Origin of the sequence: Paenibacillus xylanexedens (assembly GCF_007680605.1) — a bacterium.
GTDB lineage: Bacteria > Bacillota > Bacilli > Paenibacillales > Paenibacillaceae > Paenibacillus > Paenibacillus xylanexedens_B.
This window is the reverse complement of the sequence record NZ_VEIO01000003.1, coordinates 24,357-45,195: the sequence shown is the minus strand read 5'-3', so window position 1 is coordinate 45,195 and position 20,839 is coordinate 24,357. Positions and strand designations below refer to the sequence as shown.

At 47.6% G+C, this 20,839-nt stretch carries 16 protein-coding genes; 13 read left to right on the top strand and 3 right to left on the bottom strand.

All coding sequences use genetic code 11. The features are described from left to right. The first annotated feature begins 348 nt into the window (after window positions 1-348). Window positions 349-3,180, top strand: coding sequence for a glycoside hydrolase family 3 protein (locus FS818_RS18125; RefSeq protein WP_145333550.1), 2,832 nt, complete (start codon window positions 349-351; stop codon window positions 3,178-3,180). Window positions 3,181-3,475: 295 nt separating this feature from the next. Further along, the gene (locus FS818_RS18120) at window positions 3,476-5,224 is read left to right on the top strand and encodes a methyl-accepting chemotaxis protein (protein ID WP_145333549.1); all 1,749 of its coding nucleotides are present in this window, start codon (window positions 3,476-3,478) and stop codon (window positions 5,222-5,224) included. An 18-nt stretch (window positions 5,225-5,242) separates the two neighbouring features. Here the strand turns inward: FS818_RS18120 and nrdG are convergent, their stop codons facing one another. Then, a complete protein-coding gene (gene nrdG, locus FS818_RS18115) occupies window positions 5,243-5,752 on the bottom strand; it encodes an anaerobic ribonucleoside-triphosphate reductase activating protein (RefSeq protein ID WP_145333548.1) in 510 nt (169 codons plus the stop codon). Then, on the bottom strand, window positions 5,749-7,710 hold the full coding sequence (locus tag FS818_RS18110) for an anaerobic ribonucleoside triphosphate reductase (protein WP_145333547.1): 1,962 nt from the start codon (window positions 7,708-7,710) through the stop codon (window positions 5,749-5,751). The genes nrdG and FS818_RS18110 overlap by 4 nt, the downstream gene beginning before the upstream one ends. Window positions 7,711-8,165: 455 nt before the next feature. Between FS818_RS18110 and FS818_RS18105 the strand changes: the two genes are divergently transcribed. Together FS818_RS18105 and FS818_RS18100 are read left to right on the top strand one after the other, a co-directional pair. Next, complete coding sequence (locus FS818_RS18105) at window positions 8,166-9,803, top strand: hybrid sensor histidine kinase/response regulator (RefSeq protein ID WP_145333546.1); 1,638 nt, start codon at window positions 8,166-8,168, stop codon at window positions 9,801-9,803. Window positions 9,804-10,111: 308 nt separating this feature from the next. Further along, the gene (locus tag FS818_RS18100; RefSeq protein ID WP_145333545.1) at window positions 10,112-11,050 is read left to right on the top strand and encodes an aldo/keto reductase family protein; all 939 of its coding nucleotides are present in this window, start codon (window positions 10,112-10,114) and stop codon (window positions 11,048-11,050) included. A 129-nt stretch (window positions 11,051-11,179) separates the two neighbouring features. Here FS818_RS18100 and FS818_RS18095 read toward each other — a convergent pair whose 3' ends face one another. Then, entirely contained in the window at window positions 11,180-12,304 is a 1,125-nt protein-coding gene (locus FS818_RS18095) for a GGDEF domain-containing protein (RefSeq protein WP_145333544.1), read from the bottom strand. Window positions 12,305-12,570: 266 nt separating this feature from the next. Between FS818_RS18095 and FS818_RS18090 the strand changes: the two genes are divergently transcribed. The 9 genes from FS818_RS18090 (at window position 12,571) to FS818_RS18050 (ending at window position 20,839) form a co-directional block, all read left to right on the top strand. Then, on the top strand, window positions 12,571-12,966 hold the full coding sequence (locus FS818_RS18090; RefSeq protein WP_090924136.1) for a Fur family transcriptional regulator: 396 nt from the start codon (window positions 12,571-12,573) through the stop codon (window positions 12,964-12,966). After that, the gene (locus FS818_RS18085) at window positions 12,942-13,754 is read left to right on the top strand and encodes a winged helix-turn-helix transcriptional regulator (protein WP_145333543.1); all 813 of its coding nucleotides are present in this window, start codon (window positions 12,942-12,944) and stop codon (window positions 13,752-13,754) included. The genes FS818_RS18090 and FS818_RS18085 overlap by 25 nt, the downstream gene beginning before the upstream one ends. Before the next feature lie 397 nt (window positions 13,755-14,151). Next, window positions 14,152-15,603, top strand: coding sequence for a catalase (locus FS818_RS18080; protein ID WP_145333542.1), 1,452 nt, complete (start codon window positions 14,152-14,154; stop codon window positions 15,601-15,603). A 251-nt stretch (window positions 15,604-15,854) separates the two neighbouring features. Then, on the top strand, window positions 15,855-16,271 hold the full coding sequence (locus tag FS818_RS18075; protein ID WP_145333541.1) for a BlaI/MecI/CopY family transcriptional regulator: 417 nt from the start codon (window positions 15,855-15,857) through the stop codon (window positions 16,269-16,271). Window position 16,272: 1 nt separating this feature from the next. Then, entirely contained in the window at window positions 16,273-17,133 is an 861-nt protein-coding gene (locus FS818_RS18070; RefSeq protein ID WP_145333540.1) for a M56 family metallopeptidase, read from the top strand. 64 nt (window positions 17,134-17,197) lie between these two features. Beyond that, window positions 17,198-17,623, top strand: a complete 426-nt coding sequence (locus tag FS818_RS18065; RefSeq protein WP_145333539.1) for a DoxX family protein — start codon at window positions 17,198-17,200, stop codon at window positions 17,621-17,623. Between the two features lie 321 nt (window positions 17,624-17,944). After that, complete coding sequence (locus FS818_RS18060; protein ID WP_145333538.1) at window positions 17,945-18,646, top strand: pirin family protein; 702 nt, start codon at window positions 17,945-17,947, stop codon at window positions 18,644-18,646. 46 nt (window positions 18,647-18,692) lie between these two features. Next, complete coding sequence (locus tag FS818_RS18055) at window positions 18,693-19,031, top strand: hypothetical protein (RefSeq protein WP_145333537.1); 339 nt, start codon at window positions 18,693-18,695, stop codon at window positions 19,029-19,031. A 209-nt stretch (window positions 19,032-19,240) separates the two neighbouring features. Then, complete coding sequence (locus FS818_RS18050; RefSeq protein WP_145333536.1) at window positions 19,241-20,839, top strand: spore germination protein; 1,599 nt, start codon at window positions 19,241-19,243, stop codon at window positions 20,837-20,839.

The following is a 20,839-nucleotide window of genomic DNA, read 5'->3' as shown; positions in this document are numbered from 1 at the left end:
TAATCACGCATAATAGGGGACGTTCAGAAGCCGAAGTCCCTGTACTTGTATTCAGGATTGCCAGAGTATGCCGGAAAAAAACGAGTAACCGCATATTTGTAAGAAGGGAAGAGGAACATTTTCTTGACATGCCCCTCTATTTTTTTATATCAGAATGTTTTATAGTAGGATTACCGAAATCGTTTTAGGTTTTTGGTTAATATCCACTAAAATATAAATACATCATGTTGTATAAGGGATTTTTGTTCGTTTTAGAGAGGTAATCGGAAAGATATAGTCCGTTTTTATGAATTAAAATGTATTCGCTATCATAATGAAACTATACTATACAGTAAAGGGAGATTAGATATGACAACTCATCAAACGAAATATCCGTTTCAAGATACAACCATGGCACTTAACGATCGAGTGAAGGACCTTGTGTCCCGTTTGACGGACGATGAAAAAATTGAATCCATGCTGCAATACCAGCCAGCCGTTGAGCGCTTGGGTGTTGCTGCTTACAAACATGGAACGGAAGCCGCCCACGGCCTGGCTTGGCTTGGTGAAGCTACCTCATTCCCGCAGCCTGTAGGACTCGCATGTACGTGGGATACCGACCTGATGAAAGAGATCGGCTCCGTCATCGGAGACGAGGCACGTGTATTTTACAAACGCAATCCCGCCGTCAACGGTCTTACGCTGTGGGCACCTACGGTGGATATGGAACGTGACCCGCGCTGGGGACGAAACGAAGAGGCGTATGGCGAGGACCCGGAACTGACCGCAGAGCTGACAACGGCGTTGGTCAAAGGTATTCAAGGAGACCATCCCAAGTATTATAAGGCCGTAGCTACACTCAAACACTTCCTAGGCAACAACAACGAAGTGGATCGTGGCAGCGGCTCATCCAGCATTGATCCGCGCAATATGCGCGAATATTATCTGAAAGCATTCGAGAAGCCTTTTAAAGAAGGTGGAGCGCAGTCAATGATGACAGCGTACAACTCGATCAATGGCACGCCGGCTCTGTTGCACCCTTTTGTGAACGAGGTTGTCAAAGGTGAATGGGGCATGGATGGATTTATCGTCAGTGACGCGGGAGACGTGATGGGCATCAAGAATGACCATAAGTATTATGATTCTCACACACCGGGTACGGTAGAGTCTGTCAAAGCAGGCATTGACAGCATCACCGATGATGCCGAACTGTCGAAGCAAGCGCTTCGTGAAGGGCTGGAGCAGGGACTCCTGACTATGGAAGATATCGACAAAGCTTTGTTCAATACATTCCGTGTGCGATTCCGTCTAGGTGAATTTGATCCGGAGGAAGGCAATCCGTACGCTGCAATTGGTGAGGAATCCATGATGACAGAAAAGGCCAAAGCACTGTCTCTCCGGGCGGCAAGAGAGCAGGTCGTCTTGCTCAAGAACGAAAATAGTACCCTTCCTTTGGACAAAACCAGAACAGGCAAAGTAGCTGTGATTGGCCAGCTCGGCGGAACAGTCTATCGGGACTGGTATGCCGGTACACTACCCTACAGCGTCACGCCTCTGGAGGCGATTCGCGGCAAAGTGGGCAGTGATAACGTTACTTTCCAAGACGGTGACAATCGCATCACACTGAAATCAGCAGCAAGTGGCAAACAGCTGGGTCTTGTCAGAGTGGAGGGCTCATCTGAGATGGCAGTGAAAGCCTCAGAAGAAGCCGAGACATTCCGAGTGACGGATTGGGGGTTCGGCAGTTACACGTTGCAGGCAGAGAGTAACCGCAAATACCTGACCACAGATGAAGAGTCGGTCATTGCTTCGGCTAATGAAGTGTATGGCTGGTTTGTCAAAGAAGTGTTTCATCTGTTGCCACAGGGGGAAGGCCGTGTGGGGCTTACCACATGGAATGGTAAAATCGTGACGACATCGAACGATGGCCATGATGCACTCAAGGTGGCCGAAGAGTTGACAACATTCGGTGATGCGGCGCTATTCGAGCAAAATGTCGTAACGAACGGGATCAACGAAGCTGTTGCTGTAGCCAAAGAAGCCGAGACAGCAATTGTATTTGTCGGTAACAACCCGCTCGTTAACGGTAAAGAAGAAGTGGATCGCCCCAGCCTGGAGCTGGCTGAATCACAGCTTCAGCTGGTGAAGGCAGTACATGAAGCTAACCCGAACACCGTAGTGGTGATTGTAGGCAGTTATCCTTTTACCTGCAACTGGGTTCAGGAGAATATTCCAGCGGTCCTGTATACGTCACACGCCGGACAGGAGCTGGGGAACGCAGTCGCTGATGTATTGTACGGAGATTATGCACCTGCTGGGCGTTTGAACATGACCTGGGTGCAGTCGGCAGATCAACTGCCTGATATCCGGGATTATGACATTATCCAAGCGGGCCGCACGTATCAATATTTTGAAGGAGATGTGTTATATCCGTTCGGACATGGTTTGACCTATGCTTCATTTAAATACAGCAATCTGGAGGTTAGCCCTGCGCAAGCAGGAAAAGACGACCGCGTGACCATTCGAGTGGATGTGACGAATACCAGTTCAATCGCCAGTGACGAGGTCGTGCAGCTGTATGTGCGCGCAGGAAAGTCCAGAGTGAAACGTCCTCTCAAAACGCTAAAAGCATTCCGCCGCCTGCATATTGAGGCTGGAGCGACAGCGACCGTTCATTTTGACCTGCCGGTTCAGGAACTGGCCATCTGGGATGTTACACGTGACTGCTATGTTGTGGAGGATGGCATCTATTCGATTATGGCAGCCAAATCTTCCTCCGATGTGCAGTTGGTCGCAGATCTAAAAATAGATGGAGAGATCATACCTTCACGTGACCTGAGTGTGACTACACGTGCCGAGAATTATGATACATATCGGAGCGTGGAACTGGATGAGTGCAAAGAGGGCGGTACAGCAGTCCGTGTCATAGGAGAGCAAGGATGGATTGCCTTTAAGGATGCTGACCTTGGCAACGGGGCCACCACATTTAAAGCTCGCCTATCCGCAGAACAGCAAGGGGGTGTGCTGGAAGTGAGATTGGGTGCGTCAGATGGTGCAATCGCAGGACGGGTAGAACTTGCACAAGGCAGTGCTCAGCAGTGGTCTACGGTAGAGGTTGATCTTACAGGGGCATCGGGAGTGCAGGATATCTACCTGATGTTACCTGCGGGCGTCCGTGTTCGTCATTTTGAGGTGCGTTAACATATAGAAAATGTAAAAGATAGAGAGCAGGATAGAAGAGGTCGCTGACCATCTTTTTCCTATTCTCTATTATGCGAGGCCAACCTGTTTTTAACGGTTGGCCTTTTTTTATTTTTATATCATCGCCATTCAAAAACAGCAATTATATCACGATATATATTATATAGTGTCATATCATATGCTGAATGCATAGGTGGGGAAAGGAGTCGAACCCGAACTCGAACTCGAACTCGAACTCATTCTTTATCAGGACGGATATGTAAGCTACAAAAGTAAAGGAAAAGGGGAATCTGCAATGTTACGCTACTTCCGCAATCGAAGTTTAGTTTTCACCAGTTCTGTCCTGATTGCCATCATTTTGTTTGTAATGATCATCCTGATGAGTGTGTTGAATTTCAAACAAAGTCAGCAGGCTTACTACGAAGAAATCAATCAGGTAGGTAAGGCGCTGTCCAATCAGCTTCAGCTCAACCATAAATGGGTAGAACAAGCGAATCAGCAACTGGAGGCTTCACCTAACCCAACATCTCCCGAACTGACGTCATTGAAAGAACAACTCGATGCGATGACCGGTGTTGCTTCCATTGCAAACGCATATATATTCAGATCGGATATTATTGAACGTGATGGGAAACAGATCTTAACGGGGTTGCAAGTCAATCAGGCTCTCTATGAAATGGATATGGTGCCCGGTGTCGAATATGAAATTCCAGAAATAGTTCAAGATACATATGATCATGTATTTCAGAACGGAACCGCTTTTACAGAACCCTACACGGATACTGCGGGGACATGGGTGACCTATCTAAGCACAATTAAGGATGATACGGGCAAGGCGATTGCGATTTTTGGTCTGGATTTGGATGCTGCCCAAGTGAAGCAGGATCAGATGTGGATGTTTTTGTACAGTCTGGGGAGTGGATTGGTCATTGCCGTCATTATGATTATAGTTTTGGTCATTCTGGCTCGAATTGTACTTCGACCATTACAGAAGCTGGCAGACGTATCGAAACAGGCAGCAGGCGGCAATCTGACAGTCAGTCTGGATGTTCGCAATAACAATGAGATTGGACAAACGGCCAATGCATTTAATCATATGCTTGGGGGGCTGCAGCAACTGATTACAGGCATTCAGTCCACTTCTGCGAGTGTGACCCGCTCAGCTGCGGATCTGCAGATGAGTTCGGAACGTACGACTGAAGCCTCACAAGAGATTACCGAATCGATGTTGCAGGTGTCCTCCGGGGCAGAACAGCAACGTCAATCCACGAATGAATGCCAGGAGTCCATCGGTGAGATGGTCATTGGCATCAAACGAATTGCTGACTCATCTCAGGTGGTTGCTGAACTGGCTTCGGATACAACGGATCTCGCTAGCCGAGGTGAGGCAGATATTACAACGATGGTCGATCAGATGCAGAAGATTGAACTTAACATGTCGGGCACAGTCGTAGTTCTTCATGATCTTCAACAACTGAACAGCAACATCGGTGGAATCATGTCCATGATTCGGGATATTGCGGATCAGACGAGCCTGCTTGCGCTGAATGCATCCATTGAGGCAGCCAGAGCAGGGGAGACCGGAAGAGGATTTGCGGTGGTTGCACAGGAGATTCAGAAGCTATCGGCCCGCTCCAAAGAGTCTTCTGATCAGATCGACCAGATTCTTCAAGGTATCCTGAATCATACGGAGAAGGCCGTAACCTCCATTGAAGAGTCGGTGGATGTCGCTAAACGAGGAGCAGAGACATCCGTTTTAACGGCAGAAACATTCCGCCAGATTGTCGAATCTATTCAGAAGGTATCGGGACAAGTCTACGAAGTATCCGCTGCCTCCGAGCAAATGTCAGCCAGCAGTGATCAGATTGCTGCTTCTCTGGAGCAATTGGGTGTTGTGGCTTCGGATTCATCCGGTAACGCGAACAAGGCTCGTGCTTCTTCGGAAGAACAACTGGCGCTGATGGAAGAAGTATCAAGTCTCTCCCACGAACTGAGAAGTTTGGCTTACGAACTGAATCAGGTTATCCAAAGGTTTCAGGTGTAAAAAATTGAAAAACCATCGTTACATAGCATCAAGCTGTAATGTAACGATGGTCCCAGATGCCTGAGTAGCCCTTACGTCAATCAACCGCTGATTACGACTTCCGCGGAAAGGCAGAGATACATCGCGCTCTGCCGCAACGTATCGTCCGTCAATAATTACGTCGCACAGCTGTGCAAGCTCTGCTCTCTGCGGGTCGGTGACGAGTTCCTCATATTTGAATCCGGTATAGGCCCATACCGTCAGATCCGGCCTTGCATCCCGAAACTGACGTACCCACCGGGTACATGCCGCTGCTGAGAAAAAGGGGTCACCTCCGCATAACGTCACCCCATCCAGTAGCGGATGGCTCGTGACCTCCTGCAAAATCAGTTGCTGCCGCTCTTCTGTAAAGGGTTCACCTGCGCGAAAACTCCACGAATCCGGGCTGAAGCAGCCCGGACATGCGTGGCGGCATCCGCTGATAAACAGCACAGCACGCAATCCGGTTCCTTCATTGACCGATTCGGGAATGTAACCAAACAGATTCACCGGTGTTTCACCCGATCCCGCACTTCGGCCTGCTTCGCAGCATTGAAGCGTACCTTGTAATCTCCAGTCAGATAACCGGTTACACGGCGCAAGCGCTGGAAGTGAACCTCATTTTCGTGAACTTCACATCCCGGACAGGTATCACCGATGACTCCTTCATACCCGCATTCAGGACAGCGATCAATCGGATGGTTAATCGAGAAGTAACCAATATCTTGTGCCAGCGCGTACTGTACGATGCGCATAAAGGCGGCTGTATTCGCCCGCACATTGCCGTCAAGTTCAACATAAGAGATGGCTCCGGCATTGCACAGAGCGTGGAATGGAGCTTCCAGTTCGATCTTACGGTAGGCAGGAAGGTTATGATAGACCGGAATATGGAACGAGTTCGTATAATATTCACGTTCGTTCACACCAGAGATCGGGCCGTAACAGGCTCGGTCTATTTTGGTGAATTTGCCGGATAAACCTTCAGCAGGTGTAGCAAAGAGCGTAACGTTCAAGTTATGCAGCTCACTCATCCGATCACAGAACTCTCTCATCGTACGGATGACATGCAGCGCCTCGCGATGTACATGCATATCTTGTCCGTGATGCCGTCCATACATAGCAGTCATACATTCGGCGAGTCCGATAAATCCAAGAGACAACGTGCCGTGTTTCAACAGATCGGCAACCGGCTCATCCGGTTCCAATTTCTCTCCGCCTTCCCATACCCCCTCACGCATCATGAAATCCGATGATTTGGCAGGCTGTTTTTTCTGAATGGCATACCGATGAAGTAAACCATCCACGGCATTGTGCATGATTTTATCCAAGGCGACATAGAACCCTTCCCGATCCGCGACAGCACGACTGTTTTGGCAGATGCCAAACCGAATCCCGAGCTTCACCAGATTGACCGTATTGAAGGACAGGTTTCCTTTGCCACTCTGCCGGTTTCGGCCAAAGCGATCCGCAAGGGTACGTGTGCGGCAGCCCATAGTTGCAATGATCGTGTCAGGGTCTTCCGGATGATAAAAAGGTAAATTAAACGTTGCATCGACATTGACAAAGTTAGGATACATGCGCCGTGAAGAACAGGTTACCGCGAGGCGGAACAAGTCATAGTTCGGGTCGCCCTGGGCCTGGTTAACCCCTTGTTTGCATTGGAAAATATGCTGTGGAAATACAGGCGTTTCCCCATGTCCGAGGCCACGAATCGTTGCTTCGAGCAGGGAGCGGGACACAAGACGGCCCTCGGCTGATGTACACATACCGTAGTTTAGCGATGTAAAAGGAATTTGTCCGCCTGCCCGACTGCTCATCGTATTCAGATTATGTATCAGAGATTCGGCAGCTTGTCCTGTTTCGAGCTCCGTTTCTTCATATGCAAAATCAAATGCACGTGGGCAATGTTGCTTCGCTTCCATGCTGTCTAGATGTAGCTGCTCGTCCGTGATCAAGGCCTGTTCATTAAAAAGCCGTTGTCCTTTGCGGAAATGTTTTATGAAAGAGCGTTGCACGTAAGGCGCCAGATCCCAGTCGATTTTGTTGGCAGATACGCCGCCGTACTGGCTGTTTTGCTGCGACTGGAAGATGATTGCCACCAAAGCCATCGCAGACATGATCGTCTGTGGTGTGCGAACCGATCCATTCCCTGTATTGAAGCCGGAAGCCAGTAGCCGATCAAATGGAATGAAAATGCAGTTCGTTGTTCCGAGGGCATACTGGTCCAGATCATGCACATACAGATCACCATTCTCCACCGCATCTGCAAGCGCCTCTGGCAATACATGACGCATGGCGTGCCATTTGGCTGTCTCCGATCCAAGCCTGCTCATCTTGCCGCTGAAGGAATCTCCATTCAGATTCGCATTCTCCCTCAGCGTATCAGCGTCTTCTGCGCCAATAATACGTCTACCCAGGTCAGATAACAGATCGGTTGCCGGTGGTGCGGCATGCTCAAGCATAGTCATGTAACGTGCCTCCTAAATGATTTTTGAATAGATTATAATTTGATTAATATATGAGTTATATACTACATGTAGATTTGTATTATCCATTTATAAACTATATGTGGTTTTTTGGGTGTGATTATGATCACACCTCCCGCGAGGTAGAAGAGCATCTTCCGGGATTTGGCGCGGGTTTAAGGTTCCCAAAACTCAAACGGAGGCGTATAATTTCTATTTACCCTGCAAGGATAAACCTACAAGTCAGGATATCGTGGACCGAAGCTTTTTTCAGATCTGTTCGGTGAGAAAAGAGGTTACAGGCACCAAGATGATTCTCTTGCACTTCTGTGGTGTTAAACATATAAGTATAGTTTGTGACAATCGTTCGGATTCCCCGGCAGACCCCAGCATGTGAATCAACATTCTGATCGGTGAACTTAATATAGCAGCCAAGACAAACAAAGAGGGGTTGGATCATGGGGACGGTAGAAGGCGTTAACCAAGGCTTCTATGAAAATATTGAAGAAGCAGCGGCCCATATTGTGGACGTATTAAGTGGCATATTAAGAGTGAATACCATCTTCGTAGCCACGAATGACGGAGTGACTAATGTCATTTTGGAAGCCTTCAACCGCAAGGAAGAATTAATTGTCAAAGGGACTGCGCTTCCGTTTATGGAATCCTACTGCAGTCTGGTCTTAAGAGAAAATAACAGTGTCGTCACCATTGCGGATACCTTGGAGCATACTGTGACAAGCTCCATGGATGTTACCAATGGACTTGGAAATCGTTTTTTCGTAGGTGTACCCATTATGCGAAGAACAGGTGAAGCCTTCGGAACGATATGTATTATGGATGATCCAGGATATAAAATCAGTGAAACCGATATGAAGACGCTGAAAGCTATGGCTGTATTTCTGGGATACGTTGTTGACCTGGAGAGTGCGTTGCACGTTCAGGAGCAGAGACTCAGCGATTCAGAACAGTTGCAAGAGAAATTACAGGCGGAGAAGGAACGTGCCGAATCCGAGGCCATGACCAAGACACAAATGCTCAAACTGATGAGTCATGAAATCCGTAATCCGCTGAACGGCATTTTGGGATTGACGGATCTGATGCGGACACCCGACATGTCCGAGGAACAAGCGGAGTATGTGAATATGATCGAAACGAGCGGTAATATTCTGCTTTCACTGCTCAACAATATGATGAACTTTAACATCAACGAGGCCGGAAAAACGGTTATTCATGATGACCCCTTTGATTTGGTCAGTACCATTGAGAACACCGTTTATCTCTATGCCGGAACAGCTGCGAGCAAAAAGATAGAACTGGGGTTAAACCTGAATCTGAATGTATCGCAGGTTTTCATTGGTGATGAGATCAAGATTGGCCAGATGTTGGGCCATGTGATGCAATACGCCATGGACTCCACTCGGGAAGGTGCTGTACTGGTGACAGCAGAGATGAGGGGAGAGGAAGTAGAGGATACAAGCCTTCTCTTGCTACGGGTTAGATACACGGGACAGATGTTATCTGACAACCGTTTGCGAATCTCTACTGCCAAACCAGAAACGATGAGTACCGAAAAACTGATTGGCAGCAATCTGGGACTAGCAGTCAGCCAGAATCTGGCGATCTTGATGCATGGCCGTATTCAGGTGAACAGTCTCCAAGGCGACGAAACCGAGTTCCAGATTTCATTGCCATTACGCAGGTATTGGGACTTGCCGCAAATCACAAGTGTGCAGCAACGTTTGAAAACTAAAAAGGTGTTACTCGCCAAAGATCCTGATATTTTGCAGGGCGTATCCTCCTTGATGCGGAATTGGGAGATGGATGTGCGCATGACTTCGGGTTCAGCCACTGCATATGAATGGATCAAGGAAGGTTATAAGCCGGATGTAGCTGTTGTTGACCTGGGCTTGCGTGAGGGCATTACAGTCGATTTCGTAACTGAGCTGAAACAGCAGATGGAAGCCTTACCTGTCATTGTGCTCGTACCGTATGGCATGCATATGGATATTCAGCAGGCGGAGGTCTTTGATGCCGTGCTGACGAAGCCAGTTAGACAGACTGAGCTTTTAAATGCACTGAGTATTATTTTGCCATAAACGTTTGCTCCATGATCCGGCTATGTCATCTGGGCTAATCCCCCTTATTGAGGTTAAGAGTACGTATACTTCTATTGAAGTTAAGAGTACGTATACTTCTATTAAGGTTAAGAGGATACATGCTTCTATCGAGTTAAGAAGTCGCTTAGCTCTTCCAAGGTTACAGAAGGCACATCACATCGCATGTGCCTTTTTTGTAATTTTTCCTGAGGTTCTACGTATATGTTTTTCCATTTGTTCAGGTTGGGTTACAATAGGAGATGCAACTTAACTTCATCATTTCTACATTCTGAGGAGGACATGCATTCATGGATTATCGCAGGTTGGGTGGAAGCGGACTGAAAGTAAGCGAAATCAGCTTAGGCAGCTGGTTGACGTACGGAGGATATGTGGAACGTGAAAATGCGGTGAAATCAATTGAAACGGCATTTGATGAAGGCATTAACTTTTTTGATACAGCCAATGCTTATGAGCGGGGCGCTGCCGAAGTATTACTCGGTCAAACATTGAAAGCGTACTCACGGAGTTCTTATGTTCTCGCAACCAAGGTGTTTAACAAAATGGGTGATGGCCCTAACGATCACGGGTTATCCCGCAAACATATTATGGAGCAGTGCGATGCGAGCCTGAAGCGCCTTGGCACCGATTATGTTGATATCTACTATTGCCATCGTTATCATCAGGAGACCCCGATAGAGGAGACCCTCCGTGCACTGGACGATCTGGTGCGCCATGGTAAAGTGTTGTATGTAGGTGTAAGCCAGTGGACCGCAGCTCAGATGGAAGCTGCGCTTGGTACAGCAGACCGCCTGTTGCTGGATCGTATTGTGGTGAATCAACCGGTATATAATATGTTTGATCGGTATATTGAGAGCGAGATCATTCCTTTGGGTGAACGTAAGGGCATCGGACAGGTTGTTTATTCACCACTTGCGCAAGGTTTGCTGACAGGGAAATATACAACTGCCTCCGATATCCCGGAGAATAGCCGGGCAGCCAAGCTTGGCTGGGATGAAGGGAAAATCAGCGCAGATCGCATCGGCAAAGTACGCCAATTAGTTGAAGTTGCAGACAAGCTGAACCTGAAGGTGGGACAACTGGCGCTGGCCTGGATTTTGCGGCAAAATAATGTTTCCAGCGCTCTGGTCGGAGCGAGCCGTCCGGAACAGGTTAAAGAAAATGCTGCAGCTTCTGGAGTTAAGCTGGATGCTGCTGTTATTGCAGAGATTGAACAAATTCTGGCCTGACACGTTATCTCTTTATATAAGGACGGTAAGAACGAATTTGTTTAATGTATGGGAAAGGGATGTCCCGCTTGCCTTGGTTGAGGCAGGCGAGACATCCCTTTCGTTTCGTCGTTAAGACTAATCATCATCTCAAAATGAATCATTATCGACAACCGTGATATTCCGGGGCGGCAATGAGCATACCCTGTTGCGTCCCGTATTTTTGGCTTCATACAGCGCGCGGTCAGCTTGATCAAACAGGTCGTTGTCATCATGGTCATCACAGTGATCAGGGTAAACGGCTACACCAATGGAGATCGTGAGTTTTACGGTCTGCCCGTCCGGCAGGATGAAAAGAGATCGGGCCACAGCTTTACGCACGGATTCTGCAATAGCCATGGATTGATGATAGCCACAATCGAGCAATAGAATTGCAAATTCTTCTCCACCGTTACGGGATACAAGATCGGTGGAACGCGCATGTTCTACAAGCAATTGCCCAAGTTGTTTCAATACTGAATCTCCGGCAGAGTGACCAAACGTATCGTTTACCTTTTTGAATCGATCAATATCAATAACCAGCAAGGAAAGCTTCTGATGATACTGCCTTGCATGCTGAAGCTCAGACTGGAGAGACTGTTCGAATTGCCGCCGATTGCTCAGATCCGTCAAATGGTCCGTGGAGGCTCGTCGTTCCAGCAGAAATAACATTTCGTTGGATCTATTGATAAATTCCGCGATAAAATATATGAAAAGGCCGCCAGCAAAGGCAATAGTCATCTGTATGGGATATACTTTCATCAATGTATTCATGCTGGGCGTGTTCATCAGCAGTACGATAAATATCATGGTCATGCCTAAGAGATTCATGGTAATAATCTTGGTTAATCTGGACCACGAAGCGTAGGCAAAATACACACCTGCCAGTCCGAGTAGGATCATGATAAATGCTGCATCAATGGCTGCTGAGGTAATACCAAACATAACGATACGAAGGATCGCTATGATGATTCCGGTGATGACCGAAGCGAGCCCGCCAAGATATACGGCTGCAGTCACGACAGCCAAATGCCGCAGATCCACAATGGTAGTGTCATTGATATGGAAAGAATAATTCATAAGCACTGTACCGTATAGGCCGAATAAAAAGCCACCGACTAGCTGAACGCGAAGCGAGGGAAAAGGCAAACGAATGCTGTAGTATTTGGCGATTATTCCTGACAGGTATAGAAAGGAAATGATCACACAGAGATTGACAAAAAACGTGCTTAACAACCAGCATCCCCCCTTTTACGCACATCCCTCTATTTTATCTGAAAATCGGTGTGGTAGCGAACCATATAATCCCAAATGTTTGAAGGGTTTGGTTTTAATGCGCTATAAAATTCTAAAACGTGTGCGTACGGGACAATATTGACTTCCCTATGCATTAAGATTTATACTTAATCTAAATCAAAATCTTTTTGATATATATAAGCTAAAGCGAACGAAGATGTTCGAGAGGTATATACATTTGAAAAATAGAAAAAGGGGACTTGGTTGTGAAAACGTTAAATCTGACAATACAACGGCAAGCCGTGTATGATGTCGTACGTAAATCAGAAGACCATCCAACGGCTGCCGATGTAATGAACCGGCTGGTGGAACAGGGGTACAATCTGGCTTATGGCACGGTATACAATTCTCTTCGCTATTTAACAGACAAAGAGTTGATCAGGGAGCTTAAACTTGGCGAAACAGCAAGCCGATATGACGCCCGGATGGATGATCACCAGCATATTATGTGTGAAGTATGCGGTAAAGTGGACGAGGTGATGACAGAAGTTCCTCCACAATGGATGAAGCAGGTAGCGGCAGAAACCGGTTATTCAATAGATCATGCACATGTGGTATTTGGAGGTGTCTGCGGGGAATGCAAAACCAAACGGGTCAAGTAAAAGTGAAATGGTCAGGCCGTCGTTTGCCACTTCGGGTCAAACCTGCGCTGGAAGATTCAGGGACAGCACCGCTCGTGGACAACTGCCCGATTACCAGACGTGTCATTCTGATCAGCCCAATGCCGGGTCAGGTGCATGAGCTGGTGAAGGCTCTGACAGATAGTTGCTTTGACGTACTTGTGTTCCATCGCTGGGAACCGGATCTCCATGAACGCCTTGTTTTTGATCTACTGATCTATGACCTCTCGGTTGCCGGAACAATTGATGCATTTACGGGAATCCACAGCCGGTTGAACCGTGAGGCGGAACAAACGACACCTTGTCTCTACCTGGTGGGAGAGAAGATGATTGGCAGTGCAAGCGGACCGATGCTTCAGGAGGAGTTGCTTGTATGGCCCGCACGCCCGCAGGAGGCACTATACCGGGTACAGCGCATGATTGGCAGCAGTCCTGTGATGCCCAAGCGAGCTTTTTTACCTGAAGAGGGACAGCGAATCGGATTCAAAGACTTGGTGCTGGATCGGGAACGGATGAGTGTGCAGCGTGATCAGGATCGCATTCATCTGACCAAGACGGAGTATGATCTGTTACTCAAGCTGATTGATGCCAAAGGTGCAGTCATCTCGCGTGAAGAGATGCTTAGTGATATTTGGGAGACTGATTTTACAGGTGGAAGCAATGTGGTGGATGTTCATATCAAAAGCTTGCGTAAAAAATTGGGCGATAATGCGTCTTCGCCGCAATATATTGTAACGGTTAGAGGAGTAGGCTACCGCTTGGCGGATTAGTAGTATCCCATACAAGTTGAACTAAAGATTTTACACCAACTTGTATAGGATACAAGAATGGCCTCACGTAGTGTAGTTGCGGTTGGGAATATGTGTTCATGGTTATCTTGTTAGCGATTCAGATAAGGCGTAGATCGTTTATTAAATGATCTACGCCTTATTTTATTTTCCGGTGTCATTTGAAACCTCTTTTGTATGCTTCATGGTTCATTCATCTTTAGCGTAACAACCTCATCTGAACCTCATGCGAACCTCATGCAGTAGATAGATGGGACATGTTAGAATCATTTTAACAGTTAGATCAAGTCTAAATGTATATTTGAACGAACAACGAATATGATTGGAATTAGTAGATAGATACAGCAGACATGAGACCCATTATAAGGAGGAAAACAGGATGACAGATCGTTTGACAACTAACCAGGGAGTACCGGTAGGAGATAATCAGAATTCGCGCACAGCAGGTAGAAGAGGGCCAACCTTGTTGGAGGATTACCATCTGATCGAGAAAATTGCCCATTTTGACCGCGAACGCATTCCTGAGCGGGTTGTCCATGCAAGAGGTGCAGGAGCACATGGGGTGTTCAAGCTGGAGCAGAGCATGAAGGCATATACGTCAGCCGATTTCCTGCAAGAGCCGGGCACAGAAACGGATGTGCTCGTGCGGTTTTCAACTGTAATTCATGGTACGGGTTCTCCCGAGACCGCACGTGATCCGCGCGGGTTCGCCGTTAAATTTTATACACGTGAAGGAAATTATGATATTGTGGGTAACCATCTGCCTGTTTTCTTCATTCGGGATGCGATTAAATTTCCGGATATGGTGCACTCTCTCAAACCGGCTCCGGATACCAACATTCAGGACGCGGCACGGTATTGGGATTTCATGACGCTGACACCGGAATCCACCCATATGATGACTTGGCTGTTCTCTGATCTGGGAACGCCTGCGAGTTACCGAGAGATGGATGGTTTCGGGGTACACGCATTTAAATGGATAAATGCCCAAGGCGAAGTTCACTATGTAAAATACAAATGGGAATCGGTTCAAGGGGTTCGCGCTTTTTCACGTCAGGAAGCTGCAGAAGTTCAGGGTCAGGATTTCAACCATGCAACACGTGATCTGCATGAACATATCAAAAACGGAGAATATCCGCAGTGGAAGCTGCAAGTGCAGCTACTGAAGCCGGAACAGATGGATGATTTCTCCTTCGATCCGCTGGACCCGACCAAAACATGGCCTGAGGATGTGCTGCCGTTCCAGACAGTAGGGACCATGACCTTGAATCGTAATCCTCAGAATTTCTTCGCGGAAGTGGAGCAGGCCGCATTCTCACCAAGTGCCGTCGTGCCAGGCATTGAACCGTCTGAGGATAAATTGTTGCAGGGCCGTCTGTTCTCCTACCCGGATACACAGCGGCACCGTCTTGGACCCAACTATTTGCAAATTCCAGTGAATTGTCCGTATGCACCTGTGCGCAATCATCAGCGTGATGGGCTCATGAACGTGAACCAAGACCCATCTCCCGTAAACTATGAGCCTAACAGCTCAGGTAACAGTCCACAGGAAGATCCGGCTTATCGGGAAACTCAGGTTCCATTGCAGGGGCATATCACACGAGAAAAGATTGAGAAAACAGATGATTACACGCAGGCAGGGGAACTGTTCCGCTCCTTCACACCAGAAGAACAGCAACATCTACTGGATAATCTGACGAATGATCTCAAGGCCGTACCGGTAGATATTCAAATGCGAGCATTATGCCACTTCTTCCGGGCAGACGGACAGCTGGGTGGACGACTGGCTCATGGCTTGGGTGTGGATATCTCTGGGCATATGCCAAAATAAAGCGAGACTACTTGTGGATACGGGAACTTCCTGCATTTTGCACAAGCGGATAGCTGGTATTGATACCAGCTTGGAAAGGTCATGATACGAACCGGGTATGACTGCGATTTTGCAGCATTGCCCGGTTTTCTTATGTTATTTTATACACAAATGAAAAACATTTTTACAAATCATTTACATAAAATACCTGACATAGAGGTTGACTTCTCGTTTCTGGACACTACAATGGGTAGTGTGAGGGGTGTCAGAATATGAGAATACTCAATTTCAAAGTGGGCGAGCGAGGACTGAATCGTTTTTTTGGACCACTCGAGGCCAAGATTATGGAAGTATTGTGGGCTCGTCCCGGTAGTAGCATCCGTGAAGTACAGACGGCACTGGAGCAAGACAAAGACGTAAATTTCAATACGGTTATGACTGTGATGAATCGGTTGGTGGATAAGGGATTACTAGGCAAAACACAGAAGGGCCGCACATCGCTGTACCAGCCTGTACAAAGCAGGGAGGACTTTATGAACGATCAATCCAAGGAACTGTCCCAGGAATTGGTGGATGAATTCGGGACACTGGCAGTGAATCACATGCTGGATGCGTTAGATGAAGCCGATGAAGGCTTGATTGAACGGCTCGAGATGAAGATTAAGCAATGGAAAAAGGATAACGATTAAGATGTGGAAGACCCGTTCCAAGATTTTGTTCACCGTCGGGTTGGGTATTCCTGTACTCGTGCTCATGCAGATGTTCATGTATGCGATGTACAAAATATTTGGATGGGACATCCGGTTGAATCTGCTGTGGCTGTGCAATCACTGGATGAGCCGTATGGGGTGGATGTCTGTAGGTCAGTTCCTGATGCTTCTGGTTGTGCTGACTTTCGCTGGCACAAGCTGGATGTTGCTTAGACGAATTGTTCAGACACGCGCTGCGGTAACCAAGCTCCGCTCCATGGAGATTCGTGCTTGGTCGGAAGAATTGAATGCAAGGTACAGACATCTGAAGAAACCCCGATTTCTTGTTGTGGACAAACCTTCTCCGGTCGCGTTTACGATCGGGTTATGGCGCCCTTGCATCGTACTTTCCACAGGACTGCTCCGTATGCTCGATACGGATGAAGAGAAGGCCGTCGTGTATCATGAGGTTCACCATCTGTGGCATCGAGATCCGCTGAAAACAACGTTGCTATCGGTATTTGCTACGATGATGCCGTATATTCCTGTGCTGAAGCATACGTCACAGCAATATCGGATCGTCAGAGAAATTTTAGCAGATAACGAAGCGATTGAACGTACGGGTAATGTTGCCGGTATTGGCAGTGCACTCTTGAAACTACTCCGCGCCTGCACGCCATCTGGGGAGGGAAGAGCGATGACGATTCAGTCTTCATTTGCCGATACGTCGGTAAATGTGCGCATTTCCCGTCTGCTCGACCCCGAACGTGATGTTACACTGCGCTTACCGCGGTACGCCATTCTGATCTCGGTAACGGTGTTTCTGTTGCTGTCTATTTTGTTTGTGTGGTCGATTGGATAGAAAACGGCCATGAACCAAGCAATCCATCCGGACTAAAATTATGAATGAAATGGGGAGATACGTGATGAATAACAAAACCATTGAAATTGGACTTTTTTTCTCAAGGATTATGATTGGTCTCATTTTTCTATTACATGGCTGGAGTAAATTCGAGGGTGGAATTAGCGGTACGGTTGGTTTCTTCGAAAGTATAGGCATTCCCGGTTTTATGGCTTCTGTTGTTGCTGTCATCGAACTGGCAGGAGGCGCGGCCATGATCTTGGGCCTGGGTACACGGGTGTTTGCTTTGTTGTTCATCGCGGTTATGGTCGGTGCAGTGTTCACAGCCAAGGCGGGGCAACCGTTTTTGATGGGAACAGAGTTCGATTACATGCTGATGGCAGGATCATTGACTCTACTCCTGACAGGCAGCCGTTTTCTGGCACTGGATTATCTGTTTAACCGGCAAGGAGCTACACGTCAGAACAGTCAACAAAATGTGAGTGCTTGATCTGCATCTTAGGGAAATGTGGCATACGGCATGGAGTATAATTAAAAGCATGTTCTAAAGAACCAAAGAAAAGTGTAACTTAAAGTATAGAAGCGCAGCATAATTTCTGCGACCAAGCTCTTTGCTTACCGTCCGAAGAGGTAACGATAATTGCCGAATCGGACGGACAAGTAAAGAGCTTTTTTGTTAGTAGGATCGATCTTCACTTTTTTGGTTTGGACGTAACAGCTTTACATTTGATATAATGAGAATAAGTATGCTACTAAGAAAAATTAAGAAGATTATACACGAATATTAACCAATATGAGGAGGCTCTGCGATATGATTAAGGTTATTCCATCCGAAGCACGTTCCAGCTTTGACCGTGGCTGGTTGAGAGGGAGTCACAGCTTTTCCTTTGGGGAGTACCAGGACCCGGACAACACAGCTTTTGGGCCTATGCGGGTAGCTAATGATGATGTCATCGCACCAGGTCGCGGTTTTGGTGCACATCCACACAGTGATATGGAGATTGTATCCATCGTGCTGCATGGCAAGCTGAGACATGAAGATAGTCTGGGTAACGTTGCCGTAACAGGCTTTGGCAGCATTCAGCGCATGTCGGCAGGAAGTGGCGTCATTCATACGGAGCATAATGCCTCAGATACTGAGGAGGTTAGACTCCTCCAGCTGTGGTTTATGCCACATACGAAAGGGCTACAGCCATCTTATGAAACGACTTCTTTTGATACAGCTGCCTTGGAAGGCGCTCTTGTGCCTGTAGCATCATCCGATGGTGGGCCGCGGGTTGCCACGGTTCATCAAGACATGACCATTTACCTTGGGCGGTTGTCCAAGGGCAAGACGCTTGATTTTGAGCAGAACGAAGGTCGCCGCATGTACATTTTCTCCATCGAGGGTAAACTTGGCTTGCAGAATGAACATGTGCTTCATACAGGAGATACCGCACGTGTGGAGCAGACTTCTTCTATGAAGCTGGAAGGGCATGAGGATACGTTTTATATGTTGATTGATTTGCCTTAATAAGAATAAGAACTTTCACTCCAAGATCAAAGGAGGAACGATACGTATGGCACAACAGGAATGGTTCATGGTAAAACACGGGGTGACCGGGCGTGGGCTAGCGAACAGCAAGACGGATGCAGCATTGTCTTATCGCTTTCAGCAGGAAGGAACAGGATACCTGTTCACTGTAATGGGACTTGATGAGCAGATTGCCTCGAAGATCATCGAGCTGAGACAGGAATTAAACGTATTTCGTTTCGTACAGCGCAAGGACCGTCCTCTGACAAAGCACTGGTATTATGTTGATGGCGACCGCGTAAAATATGACAGCGACCGGCGCATGCTTACCATCTATGCCAAGTCCGAAATTCAATATATACCTGATGACTATTTTGCAGACTAACCGATCAGGACGAGCGTAAGATCTAGGCTTGTTCTTCTGTTCATGGTGTAAGTATTGATTTAAATGTATGGTTCAGTTTTCAAGTTGATCGTTTCGATCGTTGAGTCTTCCCTTGAGGAAGGCTTTTTTTTTGTAAAAAAAGACCACATAATTCCCTGGCTTCTGGCACAAGCTACCTTGTATAAAAACCAAGAATGGAGGGGCGGCATATGGCGGATAAATCATCAAAAGGTAGCGAAAAGTCCAGGAATTCAGCATCAACGACCGACAGCAGCAGATATGTACCCTTGGGACTGCCGTCCCCGCCTATTCTGAAACAACCGATCAGTGCCGTACATACAACTCAAATCCAGGCGTTAAAAGAAATCTTCTCGAACTCTTCGGATGTAGTGTTCCGCAACGTTATGATCACACCGGAGGTTCAGGGGCTTCTCGTGTATGTCGAGGGCATTGTGAATTCGGCTGATATTCAGGAGCATATGCTACGCCCGATTATTCGAGGGCTGATCCAGCAACGTACAGACGAGCCAGATGTGCCGATTGATGATACACGAATTGAATTAACGCAGGTTAAGCGAGTTCAGACCTGGGCTGCCGCGACCGAGGGCGTGCTCGCCTCATCGGCCTTACTGGTTATGGACGGAGAAGCGGAAGCATGGCTATTCAACGTGAAAGGCGGGGTACGGAGAGGGGTAGAGGAGCCGCAGACGGAGTCGGTGATCCGGGGGCCGCGTGAGGGTTTTACCGAAACGCTACGCATGAATACAGCTTTGCTTCGTTTCAAGCTGAAAACACCTGCACTCAAAATGGTAAGTATGACGCTGGGCTCCGACACCAAAACGGATGTCGTTTTGGTCTATCTGGAAGGGGTCGCTGATCCCCAATTGATTCAAGATGTCAAGAAGCGTCTGGAGAAGATTGAAATCGACGGTATTCTGGAGAGCGGTTATATCGAGGAGCTTATTGAGGATAACCCCAATTCTCCGTTTCCACAGATGCACTATTCGGAGCGCCCGGATACGGTTGCCGCAAATCTGCTGGAAGGACGGTTCTCCATCATGGTGGATGGCACACCGTTTGCATTGATTGCACCCGTAACGATGTGGCAGATGTTGCAGGCCAGTGAGGATTATTACGAACGGTTCTTCATTACAAATCTGATCCGTTGGATCCGCTTTTTGTTTGTATTTATTGCATTGTTCCTGCCGGCTCTGTATATCGCAATTACGACCTTTCATCAGGACATGCTTCCAACTACATTGATCCTCAGCATTGCCGGCGCTCGGGAAGCCATCCCTTTCCCGGCACTCATCGAAGCGCTCATTATGGAATTATCCTTTGAAGCGCTGCGGGAGGCTGGGGTCAGGTTACCTAAGACGGTGGGGCAAGCCGTCAGTATTCTCGGTGCCCTTGTTATAGGACAAGCTGCGGTACAGGCAGGTATCGTCTCTGCCCCGATGGTTATTATCGTATCGATGACGGGGATTGCATCCTTTACCATTCCACGCTTTAACTTTGCCATCACCGTTCGATTGTTGCGGTTTCCGATCATGCTTCTGGCAGGTATGTTAGGGCTGTACGGCATTGTCATCGGTCTGGTGCTTATCTCCGTACATTTGACGCAGATGACATCCTTTGGTGTGCCATATTTGTCCGGACTTAGCCCATACAGCAAAAAGGATACCAAAGATATTTTGGTTCGGGTACCTTGGTGGAAAATGATCAACCGCCCCTCAACGGTTCACCGGGATCGCAAACGTATGGTAAGAGATATTAATGGTTCGCCGGAAGCCGAGGAGGGATGGTGA

Excerpts from the sequence above, each read along its gene's own strand:
- FS818_RS18125 (WP_145333550.1), top strand. The coding sequence starts at position 349 with ATGACAACTCATCAAACGAAATATCCGTTTCAAGATACAACCATGGCA.
- FS818_RS18120 (WP_145333549.1), top strand. The coding sequence starts at position 3,476 with ATGTTACGCTACTTCCGCAATCGAAGTTTAGTTTTCACCAGTTCTGTC.
- FS818_RS18110 (WP_145333547.1), bottom strand. The coding sequence starts at position 7,710 with ATGACTATGCTTGAGCATGCCGCACCACCGGCAACCGATCTGTTATCT.
- FS818_RS18105 (WP_145333546.1), top strand. The coding sequence starts at position 8,166 with ATGGGGACGGTAGAAGGCGTTAACCAAGGCTTCTATGAAAATATTGAA.
- FS818_RS18100 (WP_145333545.1), top strand. The coding sequence starts at position 10,112 with ATGGATTATCGCAGGTTGGGTGGAAGCGGACTGAAAGTAAGCGAAATC.
- FS818_RS18085 (WP_145333543.1), top strand. The coding sequence starts at position 12,942 with ATGCAAAACCAAACGGGTCAAGTAAAAGTGAAATGGTCAGGCCGTCGT.
- FS818_RS18080 (WP_145333542.1), top strand. The coding sequence starts at position 14,152 with ATGACAGATCGTTTGACAACTAACCAGGGAGTACCGGTAGGAGATAAT.
- FS818_RS18075 (WP_145333541.1), top strand. The coding sequence starts at position 15,855 with ATGAGAATACTCAATTTCAAAGTGGGCGAGCGAGGACTGAATCGTTTT.
- FS818_RS18070 (WP_145333540.1), top strand. The coding sequence starts at position 16,273 with ATGTGGAAGACCCGTTCCAAGATTTTGTTCACCGTCGGGTTGGGTATT.
- FS818_RS18065 (WP_145333539.1), top strand. The coding sequence starts at position 17,198 with ATGAATAACAAAACCATTGAAATTGGACTTTTTTTCTCAAGGATTATG.
- FS818_RS18060 (WP_145333538.1), top strand. The coding sequence starts at position 17,945 with ATGATTAAGGTTATTCCATCCGAAGCACGTTCCAGCTTTGACCGTGGC.
- FS818_RS18055 (WP_145333537.1), top strand. The coding sequence starts at position 18,693 with ATGGCACAACAGGAATGGTTCATGGTAAAACACGGGGTGACCGGGCGT.
- FS818_RS18050 (WP_145333536.1), top strand. The coding sequence starts at position 19,241 with ATGGCGGATAAATCATCAAAAGGTAGCGAAAAGTCCAGGAATTCAGCA.